Source organism: Cetobacterium sp. 2G large (genome assembly GCF_014250655.1).
GTDB lineage: Bacteria > Fusobacteriota > Fusobacteriia > Fusobacteriales > Fusobacteriaceae > Cetobacterium_A > Cetobacterium_A somerae.
Genome location: NZ_JACHTH010000002.1, coordinates 83,328 through 103,337, shown reverse-complemented (window position 1 = coordinate 103,337; position 20,010 = coordinate 83,328). Strand labels below are relative to the sequence as shown.

General features: G+C 25.4%; 26 protein-coding genes, 4 tRNA genes and 1 riboswitch. Of the genes, 16 read left to right on the top strand and 14 right to left on the bottom strand.

Annotated elements, in window-relative coordinates; genetic code table 11:
- Positions 1-31: 31 nt before the first annotated feature.
- Positions 32-241, bottom strand: coding sequence for a hypothetical protein (locus H5J23_RS00940; RefSeq protein WP_040406525.1), 210 nt, complete (start codon positions 239-241; stop codon positions 32-34).
- A 209-nt stretch (positions 242-450) separates the two neighbouring features.
- Between H5J23_RS00940 and H5J23_RS00935 the strand changes: the two genes are divergently transcribed.
- The gene (locus H5J23_RS00935) at positions 451-1,497 is read left to right on the top strand and encodes a hypothetical protein (protein ID WP_185890447.1); all 1,047 of its coding nucleotides are present in this window, start codon (positions 451-453) and stop codon (positions 1,495-1,497) included.
- A gap of 14 nt (positions 1,498-1,511) precedes the next feature.
- Here the strand turns inward: H5J23_RS00935 and blaOXA are convergent, their stop codons facing one another.
- The 3 genes from blaOXA to H5J23_RS00920 are packed head-to-tail and all read right to left on the bottom strand — an operon-like array spanning position 1,512 to position 3,164.
- Positions 1,512-2,309, bottom strand: a complete 798-nt coding sequence (blaOXA, locus tag H5J23_RS00930; protein WP_185890445.1) for a class D beta-lactamase — start codon at positions 2,307-2,309, stop codon at positions 1,512-1,514.
- A 56-nt stretch (positions 2,310-2,365) separates the two neighbouring features.
- On the bottom strand, positions 2,366-2,836 hold the full coding sequence (locus tag H5J23_RS00925) for a hypothetical protein (RefSeq protein WP_185890443.1): 471 nt from the start codon (positions 2,834-2,836) through the stop codon (positions 2,366-2,368).
- A 43-nt stretch (positions 2,837-2,879) separates the two neighbouring features.
- Positions 2,880-3,164: a hypothetical protein gene (locus H5J23_RS00920; RefSeq protein WP_185890441.1), complete on the bottom strand. Its 285-nt coding sequence runs from the start codon at positions 3,162-3,164 to the stop codon at positions 2,880-2,882.
- Positions 3,165-4,158: 994 nt separating this feature from the next.
- On the opposite strand from H5J23_RS00920, the gene H5J23_RS00915 reads away from it, so the two are divergent.
- The 5 genes from H5J23_RS00915 to H5J23_RS00900 all read left to right on the top strand — a co-directional run bounded on the left by H5J23_RS00915 (position 4,159) and on the right by H5J23_RS00900 (position 9,014).
- Entirely contained in the window at positions 4,159-5,937 is a 1,779-nt protein-coding gene (locus H5J23_RS00915) for a hypothetical protein (RefSeq protein WP_185890439.1), read from the top strand.
- 296 nt (positions 5,938-6,233) lie between these two features.
- Positions 6,234-6,365: a hypothetical protein gene (locus tag H5J23_RS14120; RefSeq protein WP_023051805.1), complete on the top strand. Its 132-nt coding sequence runs from the start codon at positions 6,234-6,236 to the stop codon at positions 6,363-6,365.
- A gap of 10 nt (positions 6,366-6,375) precedes the next feature.
- A complete protein-coding gene (locus H5J23_RS00910) occupies positions 6,376-7,467 on the top strand; it encodes a ParA family protein (protein WP_185890437.1) in 1,092 nt (363 codons plus the stop codon).
- Positions 7,468-7,551: 84 nt separating this feature from the next.
- Complete coding sequence (locus H5J23_RS00905; RefSeq protein ID WP_185890435.1) at positions 7,552-8,184, top strand: hypothetical protein; 633 nt, start codon at positions 7,552-7,554, stop codon at positions 8,182-8,184.
- Positions 8,185-8,315: 131 nt separating this feature from the next.
- Positions 8,316-9,014, top strand: a complete 699-nt coding sequence (locus H5J23_RS00900) for a pirin-like bicupin family protein (RefSeq protein WP_023052418.1) — start codon at positions 8,316-8,318, stop codon at positions 9,012-9,014.
- A 61-nt stretch (positions 9,015-9,075) separates the two neighbouring features.
- On the opposite strand, the gene H5J23_RS00895 is transcribed toward H5J23_RS00900, so the two are convergent.
- Positions 9,076-9,273, bottom strand: a complete 198-nt coding sequence (locus H5J23_RS00895; RefSeq protein WP_023052419.1) for a YwbE family protein — start codon at positions 9,271-9,273, stop codon at positions 9,076-9,078.
- Between the two features lie 163 nt (positions 9,274-9,436).
- Here H5J23_RS00895 and H5J23_RS00890 point away from each other — a divergent pair.
- From H5J23_RS00890 to H5J23_RS00875, 4 genes are all read left to right on the top strand, one after another.
- Positions 9,437-9,524 (top strand) — tRNA-Leu (locus tag H5J23_RS00890).
- A gap of 10 nt (positions 9,525-9,534) precedes the next feature.
- Positions 9,535-9,610, top strand: a tRNA-Met gene (locus H5J23_RS00885).
- Positions 9,611-9,638: 28 nt separating this feature from the next.
- Positions 9,639-9,714: transfer RNA gene (locus tag H5J23_RS00880), tRNA-Lys, on the top strand.
- Positions 9,715-9,720: 6 nt separating this feature from the next.
- Positions 9,721-9,795 (top strand) — tRNA-Glu (locus tag H5J23_RS00875).
- Positions 9,796-9,891: 96 nt separating this feature from the next.
- Here H5J23_RS00875 and H5J23_RS00870 read toward each other — a convergent pair.
- The 3 genes from H5J23_RS00870 to H5J23_RS00860 are packed head-to-tail and all read right to left on the bottom strand — an operon-like array spanning position 9,892 to position 11,166.
- On the bottom strand, positions 9,892-10,443 hold the full coding sequence (locus H5J23_RS00870; protein ID WP_185890433.1) for a YbhB/YbcL family Raf kinase inhibitor-like protein: 552 nt from the start codon (positions 10,441-10,443) through the stop codon (positions 9,892-9,894).
- 43 nt (positions 10,444-10,486) lie between these two features.
- Positions 10,487-10,819, bottom strand: coding sequence for a helix-turn-helix domain-containing protein (locus tag H5J23_RS00865; protein ID WP_185890432.1), 333 nt, complete (start codon positions 10,817-10,819; stop codon positions 10,487-10,489).
- A 32-nt stretch (positions 10,820-10,851) separates the two neighbouring features.
- On the bottom strand, positions 10,852-11,166 hold the full coding sequence (locus H5J23_RS00860; RefSeq protein ID WP_185890431.1) for an FMN-binding protein: 315 nt from the start codon (positions 11,164-11,166) through the stop codon (positions 10,852-10,854).
- A gap of 175 nt (positions 11,167-11,341) precedes the next feature.
- Between H5J23_RS00860 and H5J23_RS00855 the strand changes: the two genes are divergently transcribed.
- Entirely contained in the window at positions 11,342-11,983 is a 642-nt protein-coding gene (locus H5J23_RS00855; protein WP_255494321.1) for a peroxiredoxin-like family protein, read from the top strand.
- A gap of 26 nt (positions 11,984-12,009) precedes the next feature.
- Here H5J23_RS00855 and H5J23_RS00850 read toward each other — a convergent pair whose 3' ends face one another.
- Complete coding sequence (locus H5J23_RS00850; RefSeq protein WP_185890430.1) at positions 12,010-12,537, bottom strand: AraC family transcriptional regulator; 528 nt, start codon at positions 12,535-12,537, stop codon at positions 12,010-12,012.
- 204 nt (positions 12,538-12,741) lie between these two features.
- Between H5J23_RS00850 and H5J23_RS00845 the strand changes: the two genes are divergently transcribed.
- Genes H5J23_RS00845 through H5J23_RS00835 form a run of 3 tightly spaced genes read left to right on the top strand, consistent with a single transcriptional unit; the run spans position 12,742 to position 14,285 of the window.
- Positions 12,742-13,245 (top strand): GNAT family N-acetyltransferase, encoded by a 504-nt coding sequence (locus tag H5J23_RS00845; protein ID WP_023052425.1) that lies wholly within the window; start codon positions 12,742-12,744, stop codon positions 13,243-13,245.
- Positions 13,246-13,259: 14 nt separating this feature from the next.
- Entirely contained in the window at positions 13,260-13,724 is a 465-nt protein-coding gene (locus H5J23_RS00840; protein WP_023052426.1) for a YbaK/EbsC family protein, read from the top strand.
- A 24-nt stretch (positions 13,725-13,748) separates the two neighbouring features.
- Entirely contained in the window at positions 13,749-14,285 is a 537-nt protein-coding gene (locus H5J23_RS00835; RefSeq protein WP_185890429.1) for a GNAT family N-acetyltransferase, read from the top strand.
- 44 nt (positions 14,286-14,329) lie between these two features.
- Here H5J23_RS00835 and H5J23_RS00830 read toward each other — a convergent pair whose 3' ends face one another.
- Positions 14,330-15,736 (bottom strand): ABC transporter substrate-binding protein, encoded by a 1,407-nt coding sequence (locus H5J23_RS00830; protein ID WP_185890428.1) that lies wholly within the window; start codon positions 15,734-15,736, stop codon positions 14,330-14,332.
- A gap of 372 nt (positions 15,737-16,108) precedes the next feature.
- Between H5J23_RS00830 and H5J23_RS00825 the strand changes: the two genes are divergently transcribed.
- On the top strand, positions 16,109-16,330 hold the full coding sequence (locus H5J23_RS00825; RefSeq protein ID WP_023052430.1) for a hypothetical protein: 222 nt from the start codon (positions 16,109-16,111) through the stop codon (positions 16,328-16,330).
- A 53-nt stretch (positions 16,331-16,383) separates the two neighbouring features.
- On the opposite strand, the gene H5J23_RS00820 is transcribed toward H5J23_RS00825, so the two are convergent.
- Together H5J23_RS00820 and add are read right to left on the bottom strand one after the other, a co-directional pair.
- A complete protein-coding gene (locus H5J23_RS00820) occupies positions 16,384-16,584 on the bottom strand; it encodes a cold-shock protein (protein ID WP_023052431.1) in 201 nt (66 codons plus the stop codon).
- Positions 16,585-16,840: 256 nt separating this feature from the next.
- On the bottom strand, positions 16,841-17,845 hold the full coding sequence (gene add, locus H5J23_RS00815) for an adenosine deaminase (protein ID WP_185890427.1): 1,005 nt from the start codon (positions 17,843-17,845) through the stop codon (positions 16,841-16,843).
- Between the two features lie 67 nt (positions 17,846-17,912).
- A riboswitch (purine riboswitch) is annotated at positions 17,913-18,012 on the bottom strand.
- Between the two features lie 174 nt (positions 18,013-18,186).
- On the opposite strand from add, the gene H5J23_RS00810 reads away from it, so the two are divergent.
- Positions 18,187-18,666, top strand: coding sequence for a DUF1971 domain-containing protein (locus H5J23_RS00810; protein ID WP_185890426.1), 480 nt, complete (start codon positions 18,187-18,189; stop codon positions 18,664-18,666).
- A gap of 139 nt (positions 18,667-18,805) precedes the next feature.
- Here the strand turns inward: H5J23_RS00810 and H5J23_RS00805 are convergent, their stop codons facing one another.
- Entirely contained in the window at positions 18,806-19,192 is a 387-nt protein-coding gene (locus tag H5J23_RS00805; protein WP_023052434.1) for a hypothetical protein, read from the bottom strand.
- 92 nt (positions 19,193-19,284) lie between these two features.
- Entirely contained in the window at positions 19,285-19,995 is a 711-nt protein-coding gene (gene treR, locus H5J23_RS00800) for a trehalose operon repressor (RefSeq protein ID WP_023052435.1), read from the bottom strand.
- Between the last annotated feature and the right edge of the window lie 15 nt (positions 19,996-20,010).

Below are 20,010 nucleotides of genomic sequence, written 5' to 3'. Positions count from 1 at the left end.
ACAAAAATTAAAAATTGTTAACAGTTTTTTATTATTTGTATTGATATAATAACTTATTATTTGAGTTATTATCTTTTAGATTATACTCATATATCAATTTATTATTTAAATTATCAGTTTTTACACTGTATTCATATGCCAACTGATTTCTAGTATTTTTTAACTTTTGATTTTTTTTATTTTGAGATGAATAATAACCAACTATAATTAAGCATAAAATGAAACTAGATACTTTCTTCATAAAATACCTCCCTTTATCTGCTATATTATAAGTATAGCTCTCACTTTTCTCAAAGTCAAATTTAATTAAACTAGTTTTTTTAATTTTTATGTAACACATGTGTTACGTGAAAATTTATTTTTTTATTATTGATTTTTCCTCTTATTTTTGTGCTATAATTCTCATAAATTCAAAGATAAATTTCAATGGATATTTTGTTGGAGGGTTTTATGAAAACTTATAAATCAAAATTTAATTTAATCAAAAATTTTCAAAAAAAATATCTAATTTTACTATTTTTAATTTTATTAACTCCATTTAAATTACATGGAAATACGATATACCCAAATTTGAAATTAGAATTATTTAAAAATGAAATTACAACTGTCAACGGACTTCTTAAATTTGAAAAAACCAAAAATAAATATAATATTACTTTTGAAATAAATAAAAATAATAAACCTATTGTTTTAGATACACAAAATATAAAAACAAAAGTTAAAGATGTATTTTTATATGATACTAATAAAGATAGTGTTAATGAGATTTTTATTATTTATTCTAAAGATGATAAAAATTATTTAGAAGGATATTCTCTTACCAATTTAAATATGGAAGAAGATGAGTACGAAGAGGATGAAGTTACAGAATTCTTTAAAACATTTAATACTATAACCTCTCATAAACTAAATAGTAAAATTGCAAATATTAAAAACTTCAATGTTAATTTAGCAAAAAAAGAATTAGATAAACTAACTCCGTATTATAAGATCATAAATTTTAATAATTATGATTGGAATACTCTTAATGCTATTGAAAAAGAGGAGCAGCCTGATAAAAAAAATTTTAACAAATACGAAGTTTTTCCTCAAGATTATGAAAGATTTAATCTTCAAAAATATTTTCAAATTTATTCACTTGATAATTTAAATTTTATAAAATATCTTAATAGTGATGATGTTTTATTTAGCAATGGAAAATACTATTTTCTTTTTCATATTCATCATTTGGGAATAGTAACTTTAGAAGAGGTTTTTCAAGGCAAAATTACAGATGAAATTATTATAAAAAATGGGAAGTATTTTAATTCATTTGAAAATGGTTATTATGAAAAGAATATTAAAGTTGGAACTTGGAATTCGTATGAATATTTAGAAGAATTAAAATGCTATCTTCCAGTTAAAAAATATTTTATCAAGGGAGCTTTAACTAGAAAAGATTTTTTTTATAGAAAACTAGGAAAACTTTATAAATTTTCTTCCCGCTCTAAATTTTAGACGGGAAGATTTTTTTATAATATACCTAAAGACTTTAAAGATTCTTTTGCAATTTTTTCACGTTTGAATAAATCTTTTCCATCTTTCATTTCTAAGTTAATAGCAAAACTATAAATTTGTCCATTTTTCTCTACCCAACCAACAAACCAACCTACAGGTATTTCTATGTTTGATGTTGCCCAGCCAGTTTTTCCATGTAAAGTCCAATCTTTTGTATTTTCTAAAATAGTTATGTCTTGAATTTGTTTTTGATTATTTTTAGAATATGGAAGCTCATTATTAGCTAATTTAGCCAATAACTTACACTGTTCTACTGCACTAACTTTTAGAGGTCCTCTTAACCAAAATTGATCAACTTTTTCTCCTAGCTCTTTATTTCCAAAATTTAGTTTATTAATTTCATTTTGCATTTTTTTCATTCCAATTTTTTTAGCTAAAAGTTGATATGCTGGAACTTGTGAAACTTTTATAGCATATCTTAAGTTAGAATCTTGTGCCCAACTCTCTAAAAATACTTTTTCACCATTATATTTATAAAAAACTTTATCCACATTTTTTACAGCTCCTGTCTCTAGTCCAATCAAAGAATTATATATCTTAAAAGTAGATGCTGGATAAAATCGCTCCTCTGCTCTATTTTCATTATATCCTATAAAACTATTATTTTGAGGATTATAAACTACAAATGTTCCTTTTACTTCATTTTGTTGAAATATTTGCTCAATCTTTTCACTATTTGTAAAATTTAATGCTAATATTTGTAACGATAAAATAAAAAAAATATTTATTAAATAAAAAATTCTTTTTCTCATAATAAATTAACTCCTTTAATTTTCTTGTTATTTATTATACATTATTTCTTATTAATTTAAGAGATACTAAAATGTTTTTTTATATATTCACATAATTCTTCGCTATTTTTAAAACTTATATTTATATCTAATTTAGTATTAATAAATTGAACTACTCCAAAAGGTTTAAAGTATAATTCATAATCATTATAAAAAGCATTTACATTATTTAAAATTTCAAATATTTTATCAATTTTTGTAATTGGTTTGATATCTTTAGTTAACGCCCATCTTACGTGGATTCCAATAGCAGTATAACTATTTACTTTAATACTATCTTTTATAGCTTCATAATTTTTTATATTTTTTAAAGAAATTACTTTAATTTCTTTTATAGATTTAAAAATTTTTTCATTAATTAAACTTTGTTTAACTTTAATTTCTATGCCCTTTATAGTTAATTTACTTTCTAATAAAAAATTTTCTTGATAATCATCTAATATAACTTTTATATATTTTATATCATCTTTGTTCTTAAATTCAATCATTTGTTACCTATCCTTAATTTAGCTTATATATACTAATAATTTTTTATTTTATTTCTTTAGGAAAATTAGGATTATACATCCCCATAAATTCATATTTAGTTGATAATTTTCTTTCTATCAATCTAGATATTTCTTCTAATGTAAACTCTAAAACTTCATTTCTCAAATCTTTTTTCTTTAAAAATTCAATTAATGTATTGGAAGTTAAAAATTTATTTGAATCTATTTTTAAAATATATATCGAAGATTTTGACATCTTTTCTCTTTTTTTTATTTCAAATATATTTTGTTCATCCATATTTTTTAATTTAGTTAATATTAAGTTCATAGATCCCACCTTTTTTTATTTTATTATTTCTAATTATTTTATAAAAAATAAAAATTCTATAGTTGAATCATAAGTCAAAAAACATAAAATTTCAAGTTTTTTTTGACTTTATATTCAAATTATTAGATTTAACTTTGAAAGTTTAGTTTTTTCTATTTTAAATCACTTAATTTTAATACGCTCTAATTTAGAAAAAATCGAAAAAATATTTTCTAAATAAAAACACTATTGACATAACAGTGCGAATATGGTATTATTAATCGAAACCGATGATTAAGTAAATTTAATACCCCCCAAATTTATTTAAATCTTTTTATTTTAACACTCCCCCGTGTTATAAAAACCTTCCTTTTCCCCAAAAGGAAGGTTTTTTATTATATAGAAAAATTTGTTTAAAAAATAGGTTTAAACCAAGAATTTTTGCTTTTAAAAGGCTTAGTTTTCTTGGATTTTTTATTTTTTGTTAATTAATATAATTTTATATATTTTTTAAGTTACCCTCATTAATAAGTGCTTATTTTTTATTTAATATTAGAAAATTAGAAAAATTACATTGTTTATAGTTGTTTATATTGTTATATATTGTTTATATTGTTATGTACAAAAAAAAGTATAAAAAAAGCTTGTTTAAGCATTGATTTTATTATGAAAAGTAATGTTTTTATTACCACGCATTATTGGGGACTTGTTACACGTATTATTGGGGGTGATTACACGTATTACTGAGGGTGATTACACGTATTACCGAGGGCTTTTACACGTATTACTGAGGGTTTAATAAAAATTTAACGTATTGCTGGGGGATATTTATTAATTTATTATATGACCACGCATTACTGAGGTGTATTTTATAAGAAAAAATGACTGTTTTTAAGAATAATTTATATATTTTTATAAGAAATTATGTTAAAATATGTAAAAAATTGGATAATTTTCTAGATAACCCCCATTATTAAGTGTAAAAAATTTAGATTATTTTTAAGGAGATAAATTAATGAGCAAGTGGTATGAAGAGGAAGTTATAGATACACCAGAAACAGAGATAGTAGAAGAAAATATCTATGTAGACGAAGATTTTATTAAAAATAAATCCTTAGTTCGTGTTGATATGAATGTTATACAATATCCACTTTTTTCTAAAAATACAAGAAGAAAAGTAAATCAAATTGTAAAATATTATTTTAATAAAAATCGTGATACATATATAAATGTTACACCAAAAGCAGGAGATTATATACCTGGAGAATTAGAAGAAAAAGTTTTTATAGCCTTGATGAAAGTTATGAAAAATAAAGGTATGCCAAGAAGATTTATTGTAACGGCAGCAGAGTTAAAAAAAGAACTAAAGTTAACAACCAAAGATTATGTAAAAAGGATTAAAGAAAGTTTATCAAGGTTGGCAACTTCTAACTATAACTTTAAAAATACAATGTATTCTTCTGTGAATAAATCAATCTTAACTCAAGATATTGAAACAACAATTCTATCACTAAAAAGAATTAGACTTGATGATAGAAAAAATAAAACTCTTAAAGATCAGATCAGTGATAACAGAATAAAAGAAGTTTATGAAATATCTGTATCAGACCATTTTTACAATAATATAATGACAAAAGGTTATATGGTTTATAATTCTGATATTTTATTAGATATAGATACCAGTACGGCTCGTACAATTTATATGTTAATAGAAAAGCTTAGATATCATGAGCTTTACTTAAGAATAGATACACTTTTTTTAATAAAAAGAATTCCGTTAAAGTTTAATCCTAAAAACCCACATAACACTATAAAAATTTTAGAAAATAATTTAAACGAATTAAAAATAAAAAATTTGATTAAAGAGTTTAATTTTGTAAAAGATAGTACTTGGGAAAAATCAGAGATAGAGATACATTTTTATGAAGATTCAGCTGAAGAAAAACAAGAGAGATTTTTTGATGATTTTAATGATTTTAAAAATATTTCTACTCAATTAACAATATCTGCAACAGAGCACGATACATTAACTGAAAATGAAAAAGAACAATTGGAAAAAACAGTTATAACTAAAGAGTTGATAGAAGAATTATTTAATAAGTTACCAAATATAGCTAAAAAATTGAAATCTATGCCAAAAACTATAGCAGATAGTATTGAAAAATATGGAGAAGAAAAAGTAAGAGGAACAATAGCTTATTTAAATAAGCAAAAAAAATTAACTAGTCCAAGAGCATTTTTCTTAAAAGCTTTAGAAAATGATTGGGCAGGAGATATTATTATAGAAAAAACTAAAAAAGAAAATTTATCTCAAGAGAAAATTGAAATAAGAAAAGATGAAGTAATTGATGAAAAATTTCTTCAATTAGAAGCTTCTTTTGAGTTATTAACTCAAGAAGAAAAAGATGAGATAGAAAAAAATGCATTTAAAAATTATATAAAAATATGTGGAATGAACACTAAAATACAGAAAATGGCTTTTAATGCCGGAAAAAAAAGAATAATTTTAAACTATTTAAATGAAATAGATTATTTTAATTGTAACTCTTCACCAGAATTAGAGGTAATAGAAATAGAAGAAAAAAATAAAAGCTATTCAGAGCCTTTAACTAAAGAATTTTTATCATTAGCAAAAGATTATATAAATAATGTGTTAATAATGCTAGAAGGAGATTTCTCTAAAGAGGAGTTACTAAGATTGAAAATGAGATTAACAAAGGAAGTATTAGCAGGGAATATTCAAACTATAGATGATGTTCAAAATAAAGTTGAGGAAATTTTATTAGGAAAATAATTTAATAAGTAATTTTAAGATAAGTAAAAAGCACTTTTTCATTAGTTGAAAAAAGTGCTTTTTTTATAAAAAAAAGAGATTATCTTAAGATAAATCCCTTCTACTCGCGGACAAATTATAACATTAAAAATATTTAAAATCAATAAAAGTGAGAAAAAAATATTTTTTAGGCTTGACATAACACAATAAAAGAAGTATTATTTTATTAAGGTAAAATATAGAAAATTTTAATGTAAAGTCCTTTCTACTCGCAATAGAAAATTCATTAAATTTTTCTAAAATTTAGGAGGATAATAATGAAAATAAACTATCGTGAAAATTTGATAACAGTAACATTAAATTTAAATGGAGCAAAGATATCTTTAGAAGGAAAAAATTCAGATGAAATTGAAAAAGCTCTTAAAAATTTAAAATTATTGTTAAGTTAAGGAGTTAAGAATGATAAAAAAATTATCGTTTTCATATAAAAAAGATGGAAGATTAAATGGGTGTAGATTAAATTTATCTAAAGATATTTTAAATTTTTTATCTATAACAGAGGAAAACAATAACATTATTTTTGAATATAAAAATGATGAAATTATTTTAAAGTATGGAAAAACTTTAGTAGAGCAAGAGCAAAAAACGGAAAATGGAAAAATTCTTTTATTAATAAAAAATTATAAAGTTAAATTTGATAAAGTAGGAAAATATAAATCACCAAAATTAGTAATTCCGTTGCCTATTATAAATAGTTTAGGCTTAACGGAAGAGAAAAAAGATGTTGTAATTACACTATTAGATGACGCTGTGAGTATAAAGCCAAATGTGGAGGGAAAAGTGGATAGAAAAGGAAAAGTATACACAATAAAAGTTAATAAAGGTGGAGTAGGAAAAACTTTTTTAACAGTTCAATTATCAGTTGGACTATCATTAATTGGAAAAAAAGTATTAATTTTAACATCAGATTCTCAAAATAATGTGTTAGACTATACAGCTCCACAAGAGCATAAACCTATTTTTGATAGTGGTTTAAAAGCTTTTGTAAAAGGTGAAGATGGAGATATTGTAAGAATAAGAGAAAATGTTGATTTTATTCCACTTGAGGATTCTAAATTTTCTACAACATTTTTAAATAATCTTCCTAAATTTATAGAAAAAATGAAAATAGAGTATGACTTTGTTTTAATTGATAGTATTCCAACTATGAAATTAGATACAATATTTGTAGAGTGTTCAGATAAAGTTATTATTCCTTGTTTCTGTGATAGAGTTACAGTTGAAGGAGTTATAAATGTAGTAGAAGAAGCTGGTATTGATAAGGTATTTTCAATAATAGTTAATAAATACAGAAATACAACAAATCAGAATAAATATTTAAATGATTTAAAAAATGTTTTAGGACAAACAACAATACTTCTTCCTGAGCCGATAAAAGAGTTATCGCAAATTGAGACTCTTTTAGAGAAAGGAAAAAGCGTTTGGGAAACAAATTCAAAAGGATTACAAGAAGTTCAAGATAGTTTAATAGAGGTTATAAAAGGGATGTAACACATGTGTTACAAGAATAAAATTTGTGTTACAGTGTTATATTAAAAATTAAGTTTGCTTAAATTATACAATGAGGGGTGTTCAATGGGAGCAATAGATAGATTGAGAAGAGCTACTGAAGGAGCTAGCAAAGAAGTCATTGAAAAAGAGAAGAAAAGTGAAGCACTAGAAATAATAAAAAATGTAGCTAAAATAGAATTTTGTGAAACTAAAGAGGAAAATGAGTTTTTAGAAGTAAAAACAAAAGAGATTTTAAATTTACAAGCTAATGCTTCAATTCAACTTGGAAAGATTTTTAAAGAAGTTTCAGAAAAAATACAAGAGGATATGACATATTGTCAGTGGTTAGAATTAGTTGGTTTTAATAGAATGACAGCTTTGAGACATAGAAGAAGATTTGAATTATTTGAGAATACTAGTACTGACACGGCAAAAGAAATTGTAGGATCTTTAACTTTCAGAGAGATAGAAAAAATTTATAAAAATTTAGAAGAAAATTTAACATATTTAAACACATCAAATAGTGTGATTGAGTTTAAAATGTTTTTAAAAGCAGAAAATCCAATTAGAAGTGAAGAGATTAGAAAAGAGATTGGAGTAAATATAAATTTTGAGATTTTTAATAATATAAAAGAAAAAATTCAATATGTTGATGATAAAAGAAAAGAAGAGATAGAAAAATTATTATTAAAAATAGAAAAATTATTAAAAGATTAAAGCTGTAAATTTATTGCTCTAAAAAATAATATACAAAAATATTTAAGAAGTATTTTAATATTTAAATGATGTATATTTTTAATGGAGGTGAAAGAATTGTGCTTCAATATTAATTGAACACTTTTTGTAAAATGTTAATAAAAAAATTTAAAAGTCATATGGGTGAAAGTAGATACGATTGGTTGTACTCTGTTCATCATTTTTCCTTTGCAGAATACTATGATTCTAATAATTTGGGAATTGGGCCTTTAAGAGTTATAAATGATGATATTATAGCTCCACACACAGGATTTGAAACTCATCCTCATAAAAATATGGAAATATTAACTTATATATTAAAAGGAGTTATAACTCATAAAGATAGTATTAATAATGAGAGTAAAAAAGTTGCTAAAGGTTCTGTTCAATATATGAGTGCAGGAAGTGGAGTATCTCATTCAGAATTCAATGAAGAGGATGAGTCAGTTGAGATTGCTCAAATATGGATAATTCCTAATAAAATGGATTATGAACCAAATTATGGACAGGTCGATTTTAAATGGGAAGATAGAGTAAATAAATTTTTATTGATAGCTTCTGGTGAAAAAGAAGCTCCTATAAAAATAAATCAAAATATAAATATATTTGCATTATATTTAGAGAAAGATAAAAAAATAAAATTTTCTCCTAAAAAAGGATTTGGTTATTATATAGCATTTTTTGAAGGAGAAACAGAAATAGATGGATTACTTGGAAAAAGGTATGAAGCTATAATGGGAGATGAAGAAATAGAAATCAAATCTTTAGAAAATTCACATATGTTAATTTTTGAAATTAAGAAAAATAATTAAAATATAATTAGAAAAACTTAGATTAAGTATAAGTTATTACTTAATCTAAGTTTTTTTATGTTTAAATACTTTTGATTTCTTGGACTCTACCAACAGTTCCATCTTGAAGTCTAACTTTTATTCCGTGGGGGTGTGTACTAGAGTTTGTAAGAATATCTTTAACAACTCCTTCAGTAAGCTTTCCAGTTCGTTGATCTTCTTTTTTTACTATCATAACTCTTAATCCTGCTTTAATATCTTTTCTATTTTTTCCAGTCATGTTATTCTCCTTAAAAATAATTAAATTGTTATATACATTATATATCAAGAAACAGAAAAATAAATAAAATATTTAAATTAAATAAAAAATATAGTTGACTTTTTTTATAAAATGCGGTATAATAATTTTGTTCGTGAGAGAAATGTAAGTTTCTAACTAGGACGCCTGGGTGGCGGAATAGGTAGACGCACAGGACTTAAAATCCTGAGCTATCTGATAGCGTGCCGGTTCGATTCCGGCCCCAGGCACCATTTAATATATCGCGGGATAGAGCAGTTGGCAGCTCGTCGGGCTCATAACCCGAAGGTCGTTGGTTCGAGTCCAGCTCCCGCCACCAAAAAATAAATAAAAATTTAACAAGATATGCGTCATTAGCTCAGATGGTAGAGCACACGACTTTTAATCGTGTTGTCACTGGTTCGAGCCCAGTATGACGCACCATCACCTGCCCCGTTCGTTCAGTGGTAAGGACAATAGATTTTCACTCTATAAACAGGGGTTCGATTCCCCTACGGGGTACCAATACGAACTTTAAAAGATGTAGAAATACATCTTTTTTTTATATATAAAATTAAAAAAATGAAGTATACATATATTTACTGCATACTTCATCTTTCTTTATTTTTTATATTTAGCTTTTAATGTAACTTTATCAAGAATATGGCCATCCATGTTAGTATAAAGTTCGTTTAAATAAAATCCAGATTGTAAATTAATCTCTTTGTCTAGAGCATAGATAGTAATGTTATAAGTATGATCTGTATCTGGTGGTGCAGGACCTCCAAAATGTGAGGCATCACTTTTATTTAATCTTCCCATAGAAGAGATCCAGCTATTAACACCTTGAATAATCTCTTTATTTTCTAAGCTAGCATTTTCTTGAAGTTTAGTAGTTGTTTTAGGAATAATTGCAATCCAATGTATCCAAGAAAATCCTGTAACAGGAATAGCATCAAAATCTTCCATAACTAAAGCATAACTTTTAGTATTTTTAGGAGCATTTTTCCATTCTAAAGGAAAAGATAAACTAGGCATACCATTTAGATTTTGAGTTCCATGTTTACCATATTTTTCTTTTATATATCCATTTTCTATACTATTACTTTCTAAAGTAAATCCAAAAGCTGAAATAGATAAAGCACTTAATGTTACTAAAATATTTTTTTTCATAATAGGTTCCTCCTAAGTTTTAATTCAACTTAAGAATAACATACTATTTATCATCTGTTAATAACGCACTTTTTTGTAAGTATTTAATTCCTAACTCTTGAAATTTTGCAAAAGTAGGGATTAGCTCTTTTCCAAACTCGGTCAATCTATATTCGGTATGTTTTGGATAAACATTATATTCAATTTTTTCTAAAAGTCCATGTTCAATCATATCATTTAAGTGTTGGATTAACATTTTTTCATTACAACCAATAATATCTTTTTTTAAATCAGTTAGACGTTGGTTTCCTAAACGCATTCTCCATAAAATAATAGGGGTCCATTTTCCTCTTAGAATAAAGAAAATAGCTTCTAAAGGACAAGTTATTTCTCTCATTTATTCACCTTTTGATTTGAAATTATTTTTGCTTACTTGGTATTTTCAAGAGCAGCTTTTAAAGCCTTTTTAAAAACATCAGATGTGTATGTGGCTCCAGCAATTGAATCTATATCTGCTGAATTTTTAATTTTGGCTTCAGCTATTAATTTAGGAAGTGCTTTTCTAGAAATACTTTTTTTAGTATTGTCTTCTAGAATTTCAATATTTTTAATCTTTCCATTTGAATCTTTTTCTAATTTTAATTTTATTTCATATCCATACTTATCATCTTTACCAACTCCAATAGATTCACTACTAAAGGCTAGAGTTGAAATTAAAAAACTAAAGATTAATATTTTTTTCATAATAAATACCCCTTTTAAACATAATTACCTTTTAGAATATCATAAAGCTACATAATTTGTAAACTAGTTACTTCTACGTAACTGGTAACAAAATAGTAACTAATTGTTTTTATACCTATCTTATATTATTCTTAAAACATAAGAGAGTACATTTAAAAATTTAAAGAGGTGATTAATGGTGAATATTCTTGAAAAAAAATTATCAGAAAGAAGAGAGTCAGCTAAAAATAGGATAAGTCCAGAAATATTATCTAAAATGTTAGAAGCTACTCAAAGTTTAAAAAATAGTGAATTAGAAAAAGAAGCATTTAATATTGGAGATAAAATAGAAGATACTATTTTGTTAAATAATTTAGGAGACAAAGTATCTATAATGGATGTTTTAGGAAAACAACCAGCAATTATAAGTTTTTATAGAGGAACTTGGTGTCCATATTGTAATTTAGAATTATCTACATACAATGAGTTATTAAAGGATAAAAATAAAATTAAAATGATAGCAATCTCTCCAGAAAGACCAGAGAGTTCTATTAATGTTGAAAATCTCAATTTTGAAGTTCTTTCAGATATTGATAATAAGTTTGCTAAAAAATTAAATCTGACATTTGATATAACTGAAACAATTGAAAATATCTATGATGGATTTGGAATCAATTTAGAAAAATCTCAAGGGAAGAAAAGTAGAATCCTTCCAATTCCTGCAACTTATATAGTAGATTCATCAGGAGTTATTGTGTATGCCTATATAGATGTTGATTATACAAAACGGGCAGAACCAAAAGATGTTATAGATAAGTATTTAGAACTTATAAAATAAAAAAATAGAGAGGAATTAAAACCTCTCTATTTTTTATTTATATTAGAAATTTCCAAGTTTTTTTTAAATTTAGCTGGAGTAACATTTTGATATTTTTTAAAAATTTTAGAAAAGTTTTCAATATTACAATAATCTAACTTAAAAGCTATTTCAGATATTTTTAAATTTGTATTTTCAAGGTAGTTTATAGCCAAATCTACTTTTATTTTTTGAATATAGTCTTTAAAATTTATACCGACTTCTTTTTTAAACAATCTTGAAAGATAATCAGGATTAAGTGAAACAAAATCAGCAACTTCACTTAAACTAATAGGGTTATCTTTATTTATATCAATAAAAAGTAGGGCATTTTTTATATTTAAACTATAGGTATTATATTTTTCATTATGAAAAAGACAAAGCTTAGAATATTCTTTTATGATATCCTCATCAATTTTTTTAACTTCAGCTATTGTAGATGAATTTTCAATCCAGGTAAAAATTTTAAAAGATAAATTATGAATGAAAGTTGGAGGAAATAAAAAAGGGATATTTACAAGAGAAAGAAAACCCAAATTAGCAGCTCACACATTAAAAAGAAGATGGGAGCAGATTCCAGATTTTAATTATAAAAAATAATGTAATTTTATAAGTGTAAAATATCCACTACAAGATTAAGGTGTAGTGGATATTTTTTTATTTATAAATTTTATACTATGAAAATATTGGAAAAAGGGTTAAAATCTCTAATATCTTATAATTAAAGGGGAGAAAAAATTGTGATAAGAAAAGCAACAGAGATAGATATTCAAAAAATAATGGAGATTATATCAGTAACAATTAAAGAGATGAAAACTTATAATAATACTCAGTGGGATGAAAGCTACCCACAAGCGATAAACTTTTCAAAAGACATAGATGCTGGTGATTTATATGTGGATGAGTTAAATGATGAAATAAGAGGCTTTGTTTGTATAAATTGCATAGAACCTGCTGAGTATGACCATATTGATTGGCAATCTTTAGAAAAGGCTATGATTGTTCATAGAATGGCAGTGAATCCAAACTTTAGAAATCAAGGGGTAGGACTTTCATTATTAAAGTTTTCAGAGGAGCTAGCATTGGAAAATGGAGTTTCATACCTCAAAACGGATACATATTCAATAAACGATAAGATGAACTCTCTTTTTAAAAAATTTGGATTTCAATTAGCTGGGGAAATGGAATTTTTAGGAAAGGAAAAACCATTTTATTGCTATGATAAAGTTATTTCTAAAAAATAGTGAGGAGGAGATCAATGGCAATTGAAAAAGTTAGAGAGTATTTTAAAGAGTTTGGAATTGAAAATAGAATTCAAGAGTTTGAGGTATCAAGTGCCACAGTGGAGTTAGCAGCTGAAGCTTTACAGTGTGAACCGTGTAGAATAGCAAAAACACTTTCTTTTGTTGTTAATGAAAATCCAATTTTAATTGTAACTGCTGGAGATACAAAAATTGATAACTCAAAATATAAGGAGCAATTTAAATCCAAAGCTAAAATGTTAAAATTTGATGAGGTGTTAGAGACTATAGGCCATGATGTTGGCGGAGTTTGTCCATTTGGAATTAATGAAAATATAGATATATATTTAGATGATTCCTTAAAGAGATTTAAAACAGTATTTCCAGCTTGTGGAAGCAGTAATAGTGCAATTGAACTAACAATAGAAGAGATAGAAAAATATACACCTTTTATTTCATGGATTGATGTGTGCAAAAAATAAAAAAGCTATAATTGGAGATGAAAGATGGATAAGGAATACAAAATTATTAGTGAAAGATTAAAGTTTAGAGAGATTGCTGAAGATGATTTTGATTCAATATATAACATTTTAAAAGATAAAGAGATTATGTATGCATGGGGACATGGATTTTCTAAAAAAGAAACTATGGAATGGATTGAAAAAAATAGAGTTCGTTATAAAAATGAGGGATATAGTTATTTTTCTGTTTTTGAAAAGGAAACAAAAAAATTTATTGGACTAATTGGACCTTTAATAGAGGGTATCAATGGGGAAAAACATATAGGAGTAGCTTATATATTGGATAAGAGATATTGGGGATTTGGTTATGCTACAGAAGGTGTAAGTGCTTGTATAAAATATGCTTTTGATTTTTTACATGTTAATAAAGTAATTGCTGAAATTAGACCTGAAAATATTAACTCTTGTAGAGTGGCTGAAAGAGTTGGAATGAAAATTGAAGGTGAATTTGTAAAAGTTTATAAAGGTGAAGAGATGCTTCATTTGATTTACAGTATTTTAAAAGAAGATAGAAATGAATAAGAGAAGACTTATGTCATCTCTTATTCATTTTTTTTAAATAAAATCTAATTTCTAAAATTTAATTGAGAGAAATTATAAAGTCCTCTTTCGTCTCCTTTAAATCCCACAACATTATTTGCAACTCCTACAGAGTAATTAGGGTAATATAGAGGTAAAATAGCATAATCTTCGTATAATTTCTCAGCAGCTTTTTTTAGATACTCCTCTCTTTGCTTTAAATCATAAGTTCTAGAAGACTCTAAAAGAGAATCGAACTCTTTATTACTATACATTGTTCTTCTTCCTGCTTCAGGAGCGTTTTGAGAGTGGAACAAAGGATATAAAACTCCTTCAGCATCAAAAGTTCCGTTAACCCATCCTCCAAGAAGAAGATCGTGCTCCCCTTTAGCTGAAGAATCTAAATATTTAGCCCAATCTAAAATTATAATTTCAGATTCAATTCCAACTTCTTTTAAATTAGCCTGGATTATTTGAGCATTTGTTTTTCTAGTTCCAACATCATTTAAAATAATTTTTAAGGTACGATCTATTTTAACATCTTCTACTTCTATTTCCTTTGTGTTTGGAGAAAAACCATACGAAGTTTCAGGAATCATAGATGTTGCAATAGTTCCACTTCCTTCTAAAGAAGTAGCTATTAAATCTCTTTTATTTATTGCTTTAGATATTTTTACTCTTTCTTCTAAAGTTAATTTTTCATTATTAAACCAAACCATTTCTGTAGTTACAGAGGGCGTTTCAATAACCTCTATTCCTTTGCTTTTTACTAGTTTTTTATCAACAGGAGGAACATTGGTGTTGATTTGGATTTCTTCGGCTTCTAAAGCCATTGTTCTAGCATTATCTTCAGGAATAGCTCTAAATATGATTTTATTTTTCCCAGGATTTTTAGAATAATTATTTGGTGATAATTCAATGGTATCAATATCCTCTTTATCTAATTTGAAAGAACCAGTTCCAACTAATCCTTTATCAGTTTCTTTTAAAAGAACAATCATTGGATATGTCATATTATTTAAAATTGAAGGTGTAGCAACTTTAAAAGTAATTACAACTTTATCTCCATTTATCTTTATAGTTTCAATATTTCCAGTTAGAAATTTGCATCCAGGATGAGTTAAAGTTCTCTCAAAACTATTTTTAAAATCTTCAATAGTAACAGAATCTCCATTAGAAAATTTTAAATCTTTTTTTGGAGTAAGTTCCAAAGTGTCGTTTACAAAGATGTATTTATCAAGTACATTAGACTTTAACTCTTTATTTTCGTAGTATAAAAATGTTTCAAAAATTTGATTAGTTACAAGCAGTGAAGGAATATCATTAGATACCATAGGATCTAATTTTTTTATTCTAGATGGTGTTCCTATTATAATATTTTTTTCCTTTTCTTTTCCACAACCTACCAATGCTAAACTTCCTAATAAAATTCCAGACAAAATAATTTTTTTCATATTAATATTCCTCCACGTTTAAATTTATTGTATATAAATAAAAAAAGCTTGAGAGATTCTCCCAAGCAACGTGTTTTCAACATATTTCTTCGGGAGATCTCATTTAAGTAAATCAAAATGAGTTCGTCCCAAAATTAAAAAATTAATTTTTGGTACCAACTCCCAAAGGCATCATATTCATCATTGTAGTTTTCATTGTTATTTTAAACATAGTAACCACTCCTATAAAATATTTTTGTATACTTTATCATAAAAAAAATATGTTTTCAAGTTTTTTATTAAAAAAATTAGAAAAAATATTTTGTAGTGACATACTTATGTAACAAATTTATATTATTATAAACTATATAATTTAAATAAGGATGTGATTTTATGTTTTTAGTTTTAATAGTTTTACTTATATTTTTAATTGTTGATAGAAGAGAGTGTTGTGGAAGAAGTGATGACAATAAAAGAGGTAAATCTTATAATTTAATTTCAAAATTAACTGTTATTGCATTAATTGTTTGTATAGTTTATTTTTTAATAGGGAGATTTTTTTACTCGAATCTATTTATGATGAGGGGATTGAATAGTTTTTTAATTGGATGTTAGGTGAGAAAAAAAAATCCCTTATAGAAATTTCTATAAGGGATTGTAAAATTCAATTACTTTGCAGAAACAATGTTCTCAGCTTGTAATCCTCTGTCACCTTTAACAACATCGAATTCTACTTCTTCGTTTTCTTTTAAAGACTTGAATCCGTCTTTTTTGATTTGAGAGAAGTGTGCGAATACATCTTTCCCATCCTCACCAGTGATAAATCCAAATCCTTTTTCTTCGTTAAACCATTTTACTGTACCTTTCATTTAAGTACCTCCGTTATTTTTAATTGTTAGTAACTATTTACCCAATCAATATTATTATAAAGAAGTACTCGTTAAAATAGTTCCTTAAAAATCTTTATCTACTTGTGTTATTTCCTTACTACAAAATTAGTATAACATATAATTTTCAAAAAGTAAACATTTTATTTTAAAATATTTTATTATGTTTATTTTCTTTATGTTTTTAACTAGTTATATTTTAAAAATGAACAGAGATTTAATAGGTTAATACCCTTGATTAATCTAACTCTTTTAGTAAATTTTTTAATTTTTCTTTAGTTTGACAATCTGTGAAAGCCGCGTCAACACTATTAAAATAAATATTTTTATAAGTATCTAAATCAATTTCAAAATTTTCTTTTATAACATGATACTCATTAGTTAAAGTTGTATTAGACACAGTTCTATTATCTGTATTTATTGTCACTTTGATACCATCTCTATGAAAATCTAAAATAGGATGAGCATCAAAAGAGTTCACAGCTTTAGTTTGAACGTTGCTAGTTGGACACATCTCTAGAAAAATATTTTTTTCTTTTACTAGTTCATAAGCTTCTTTACAATTTTTAATATGAATTCCATGCCCAATTCTTTCTGCTCCAAGAGTTTGAATTGCATCAAAAACATTTTCACCTATTCCCGTTTCTCCAGCATGAATTGTAACTCTGTATCCATAATTTTTTCCTAATAAAAACGGTTTAATGAATTTTTCACAAAATCCTTTTTCTTCACTAGCACACAAATCTATTGCAACAACTCCTTGTCCTAAGTATTTTTTTCCAATTTCAATAACTTCGTAAATTGTTTCTGCTGGCATATGTCTTAGAAAAGATAGGATTAAATTCCCTTTTATATCATAATTTTTTTCGCCTTCTTTTATTCCTTCTAAAACACTTTGAATAATATCTTCAGAAGTTAATCCTTTATTTGTATGTAGTAGTGGAGCAAATCTAATTTCAATATATTTTATATTTTCTTTTGCTGAATCCTCCATTAACTCATATGCAACTCTTTTTAAACTTTCCTTTGATTGCATAATAGCTACAGGAACTTGGAATCTTTCTAAATATTCATTTAAAGATGTACATTCCATAGGAGCAATTAAAATATTTTTTATTTTTTCAATGTTGGAAGTAGGTAGGTCAACACCCTCTATTTTTGCTAACTCAATTATTGTTTCAGGTCTTACACTTCCATCTAAGTGACAGTGTAACTCTATTTTAGGTAATTTTTCAAAGTTCATATATCCTCCTCTAAAATTTAAATTTTATAAATAAAAAAATCCCACTTACAAAGAAAATATGACACAATATGTGACGTATTTTCTTCGTAAGCAGGAATTAAGGTTCCACGGTAGATACCCCTATACCAAATTAATAGGGTTATACGAAGGGCTTTTATATAATTTATTCCGTATATTATATAATATAAATCATTTATATGTCAATAAAAAAATATCTAAACTGTTCAAAAAAATTTAGAATGAAATATTTTATTATAACATATTACAAGGAAAAAAATATTTTTTTTTGTACATTTAGTTGTCTTAAAATTTTAGTTTTTTAATTAAAAGGATGTGATTTTATGAAATGTAACTGTGAAAAAGAAAAAATAGATTTAAAAAGATTAAATCCAGATATTGAAGGGGATGCTAGTGAAGTTATTGAAGAGGAGATACAGGAAATAATTGAGGATGGGAAGTTGGCAGATGTAAAACTTTATGATAATTTAATTTTTCCAGAGGGATTGGAAAAAGTTGGAGAAACACCGTGGATGAACGAACAAAATATTTTCCCAGATATTTTGAAAAAACATATGGCTCCAAAGGATAAGCTAGGTTATCTTATTGTAAAAAAAGGTGAGCTTGAGTTTGTATGGGAAGATGAAAAAGGAAAAGTTTATACAGTAGATGCAAAACATCCTCTTATTATTTATCCAGAAAGATACCATCACGTTATTTTAAAAGGGCCAGTGGAACTTAAAATAAAATTTTATAAATTTGATGTAGATAGAGTTAAAGATATGAGTGCTCTTAGACCAGGAGAGGAATTTATAAAAAAATAAAAAATAAAAGAGACAGCTTTAATTTTAAATTAAAGTTGTCTCTTTCTATATAAAATTTAATAATCCCCACACATAATATACCATATTTATATATAACTTTACAATTATTAAATAAAATTTTTATATTTAAATAAAAAAATTACTTAGTAATTGATTTTATAAATTCTTTAACTTTTTTTTCAAGAAGATTTACTATGAGTTCTTTTTCTTCAAAAGTGTTAGCTGGGTATTTATCCATATCGAAATCAATTGTTTCTTTAGCAGGAACAAATGGACATTCTACAGCACATCCCATTTTTACTAAGTAATCTATATTTTGTGGAAGCTCGTCTAAAGAGTGTGGTTTATAGTTAGACATAGAAAGACTTTTTGCTTTCATAATTTTTGCACCGTCATCATTTACTTTTTCTGCAGGATTTGTTCCAGCACTAACAATTATAAAATCATTTGTTAGTTCTTTTGCAAATCTTTCACAGATTATACTTTTAAAAGAGTTACCTCTACACACAAAAGCTATTGTTTTCATTGAATATTATCCTCCAAATTTTATAATAATTTGGTATATGTTACCATGAATTAAATTCTTTGTAAATTAGTATATTAGAAAATTCTAATTTATTATCTTTTAGCATAACTACTAAAAACAAATTTATCACTTCTATGGTGAGACTCAGTATATTCAAAAAGAGTTCCATTATCTAAGTAAGCAAAGTTTTTAACAATAGCTACAAGATTATTTCCTCTTAAATCTAAATATTTTTTATCCTCTTCATTAGGAGGTTCAACAGAGATTATTTTTTGAGCTCCATTTATTTTAATCCCTTTTTTATTTTCTAAAAATTCATATATAGAATCCATAGCAATTGAAGCAGTTAATCCTTCAACAATCTCTTTTAAGAAATAGTTATCATCTAAAATAACTTTTTCGTCACTAATTTCTCGTATTCTAATAATATGATAAATAGTTTCACCAATGGGAAAATGAGTTTTTTTATTTAGTTCCTCATTAACAATTAGAGTTTCAAAAATTGGAATGGATGTTTTATACTTTAAACTATTTTTTAAAGAAGCTTCTTTAAAGCTCTCAGTTCCACCTAATAAAAAATTAACAGGAATTTTTTTCATAACAAAAACTCCCTTCCCATGAACTGAACTCAAAAGTCCATCACTTGCCAAAAGATCGATAGCTTTTCGAACTGTATTTCTACTAACTGAAAAAATATCCTTCAATTGATTTTCAGATGGAATTTTTTCTTCTGGTAGATAAGTTCCATTATTTATATTTTCCTTAATAAAGTTGTAGATTTCTAAATATCTGCTTTTAGCCATTTTGTCTCCTAAATA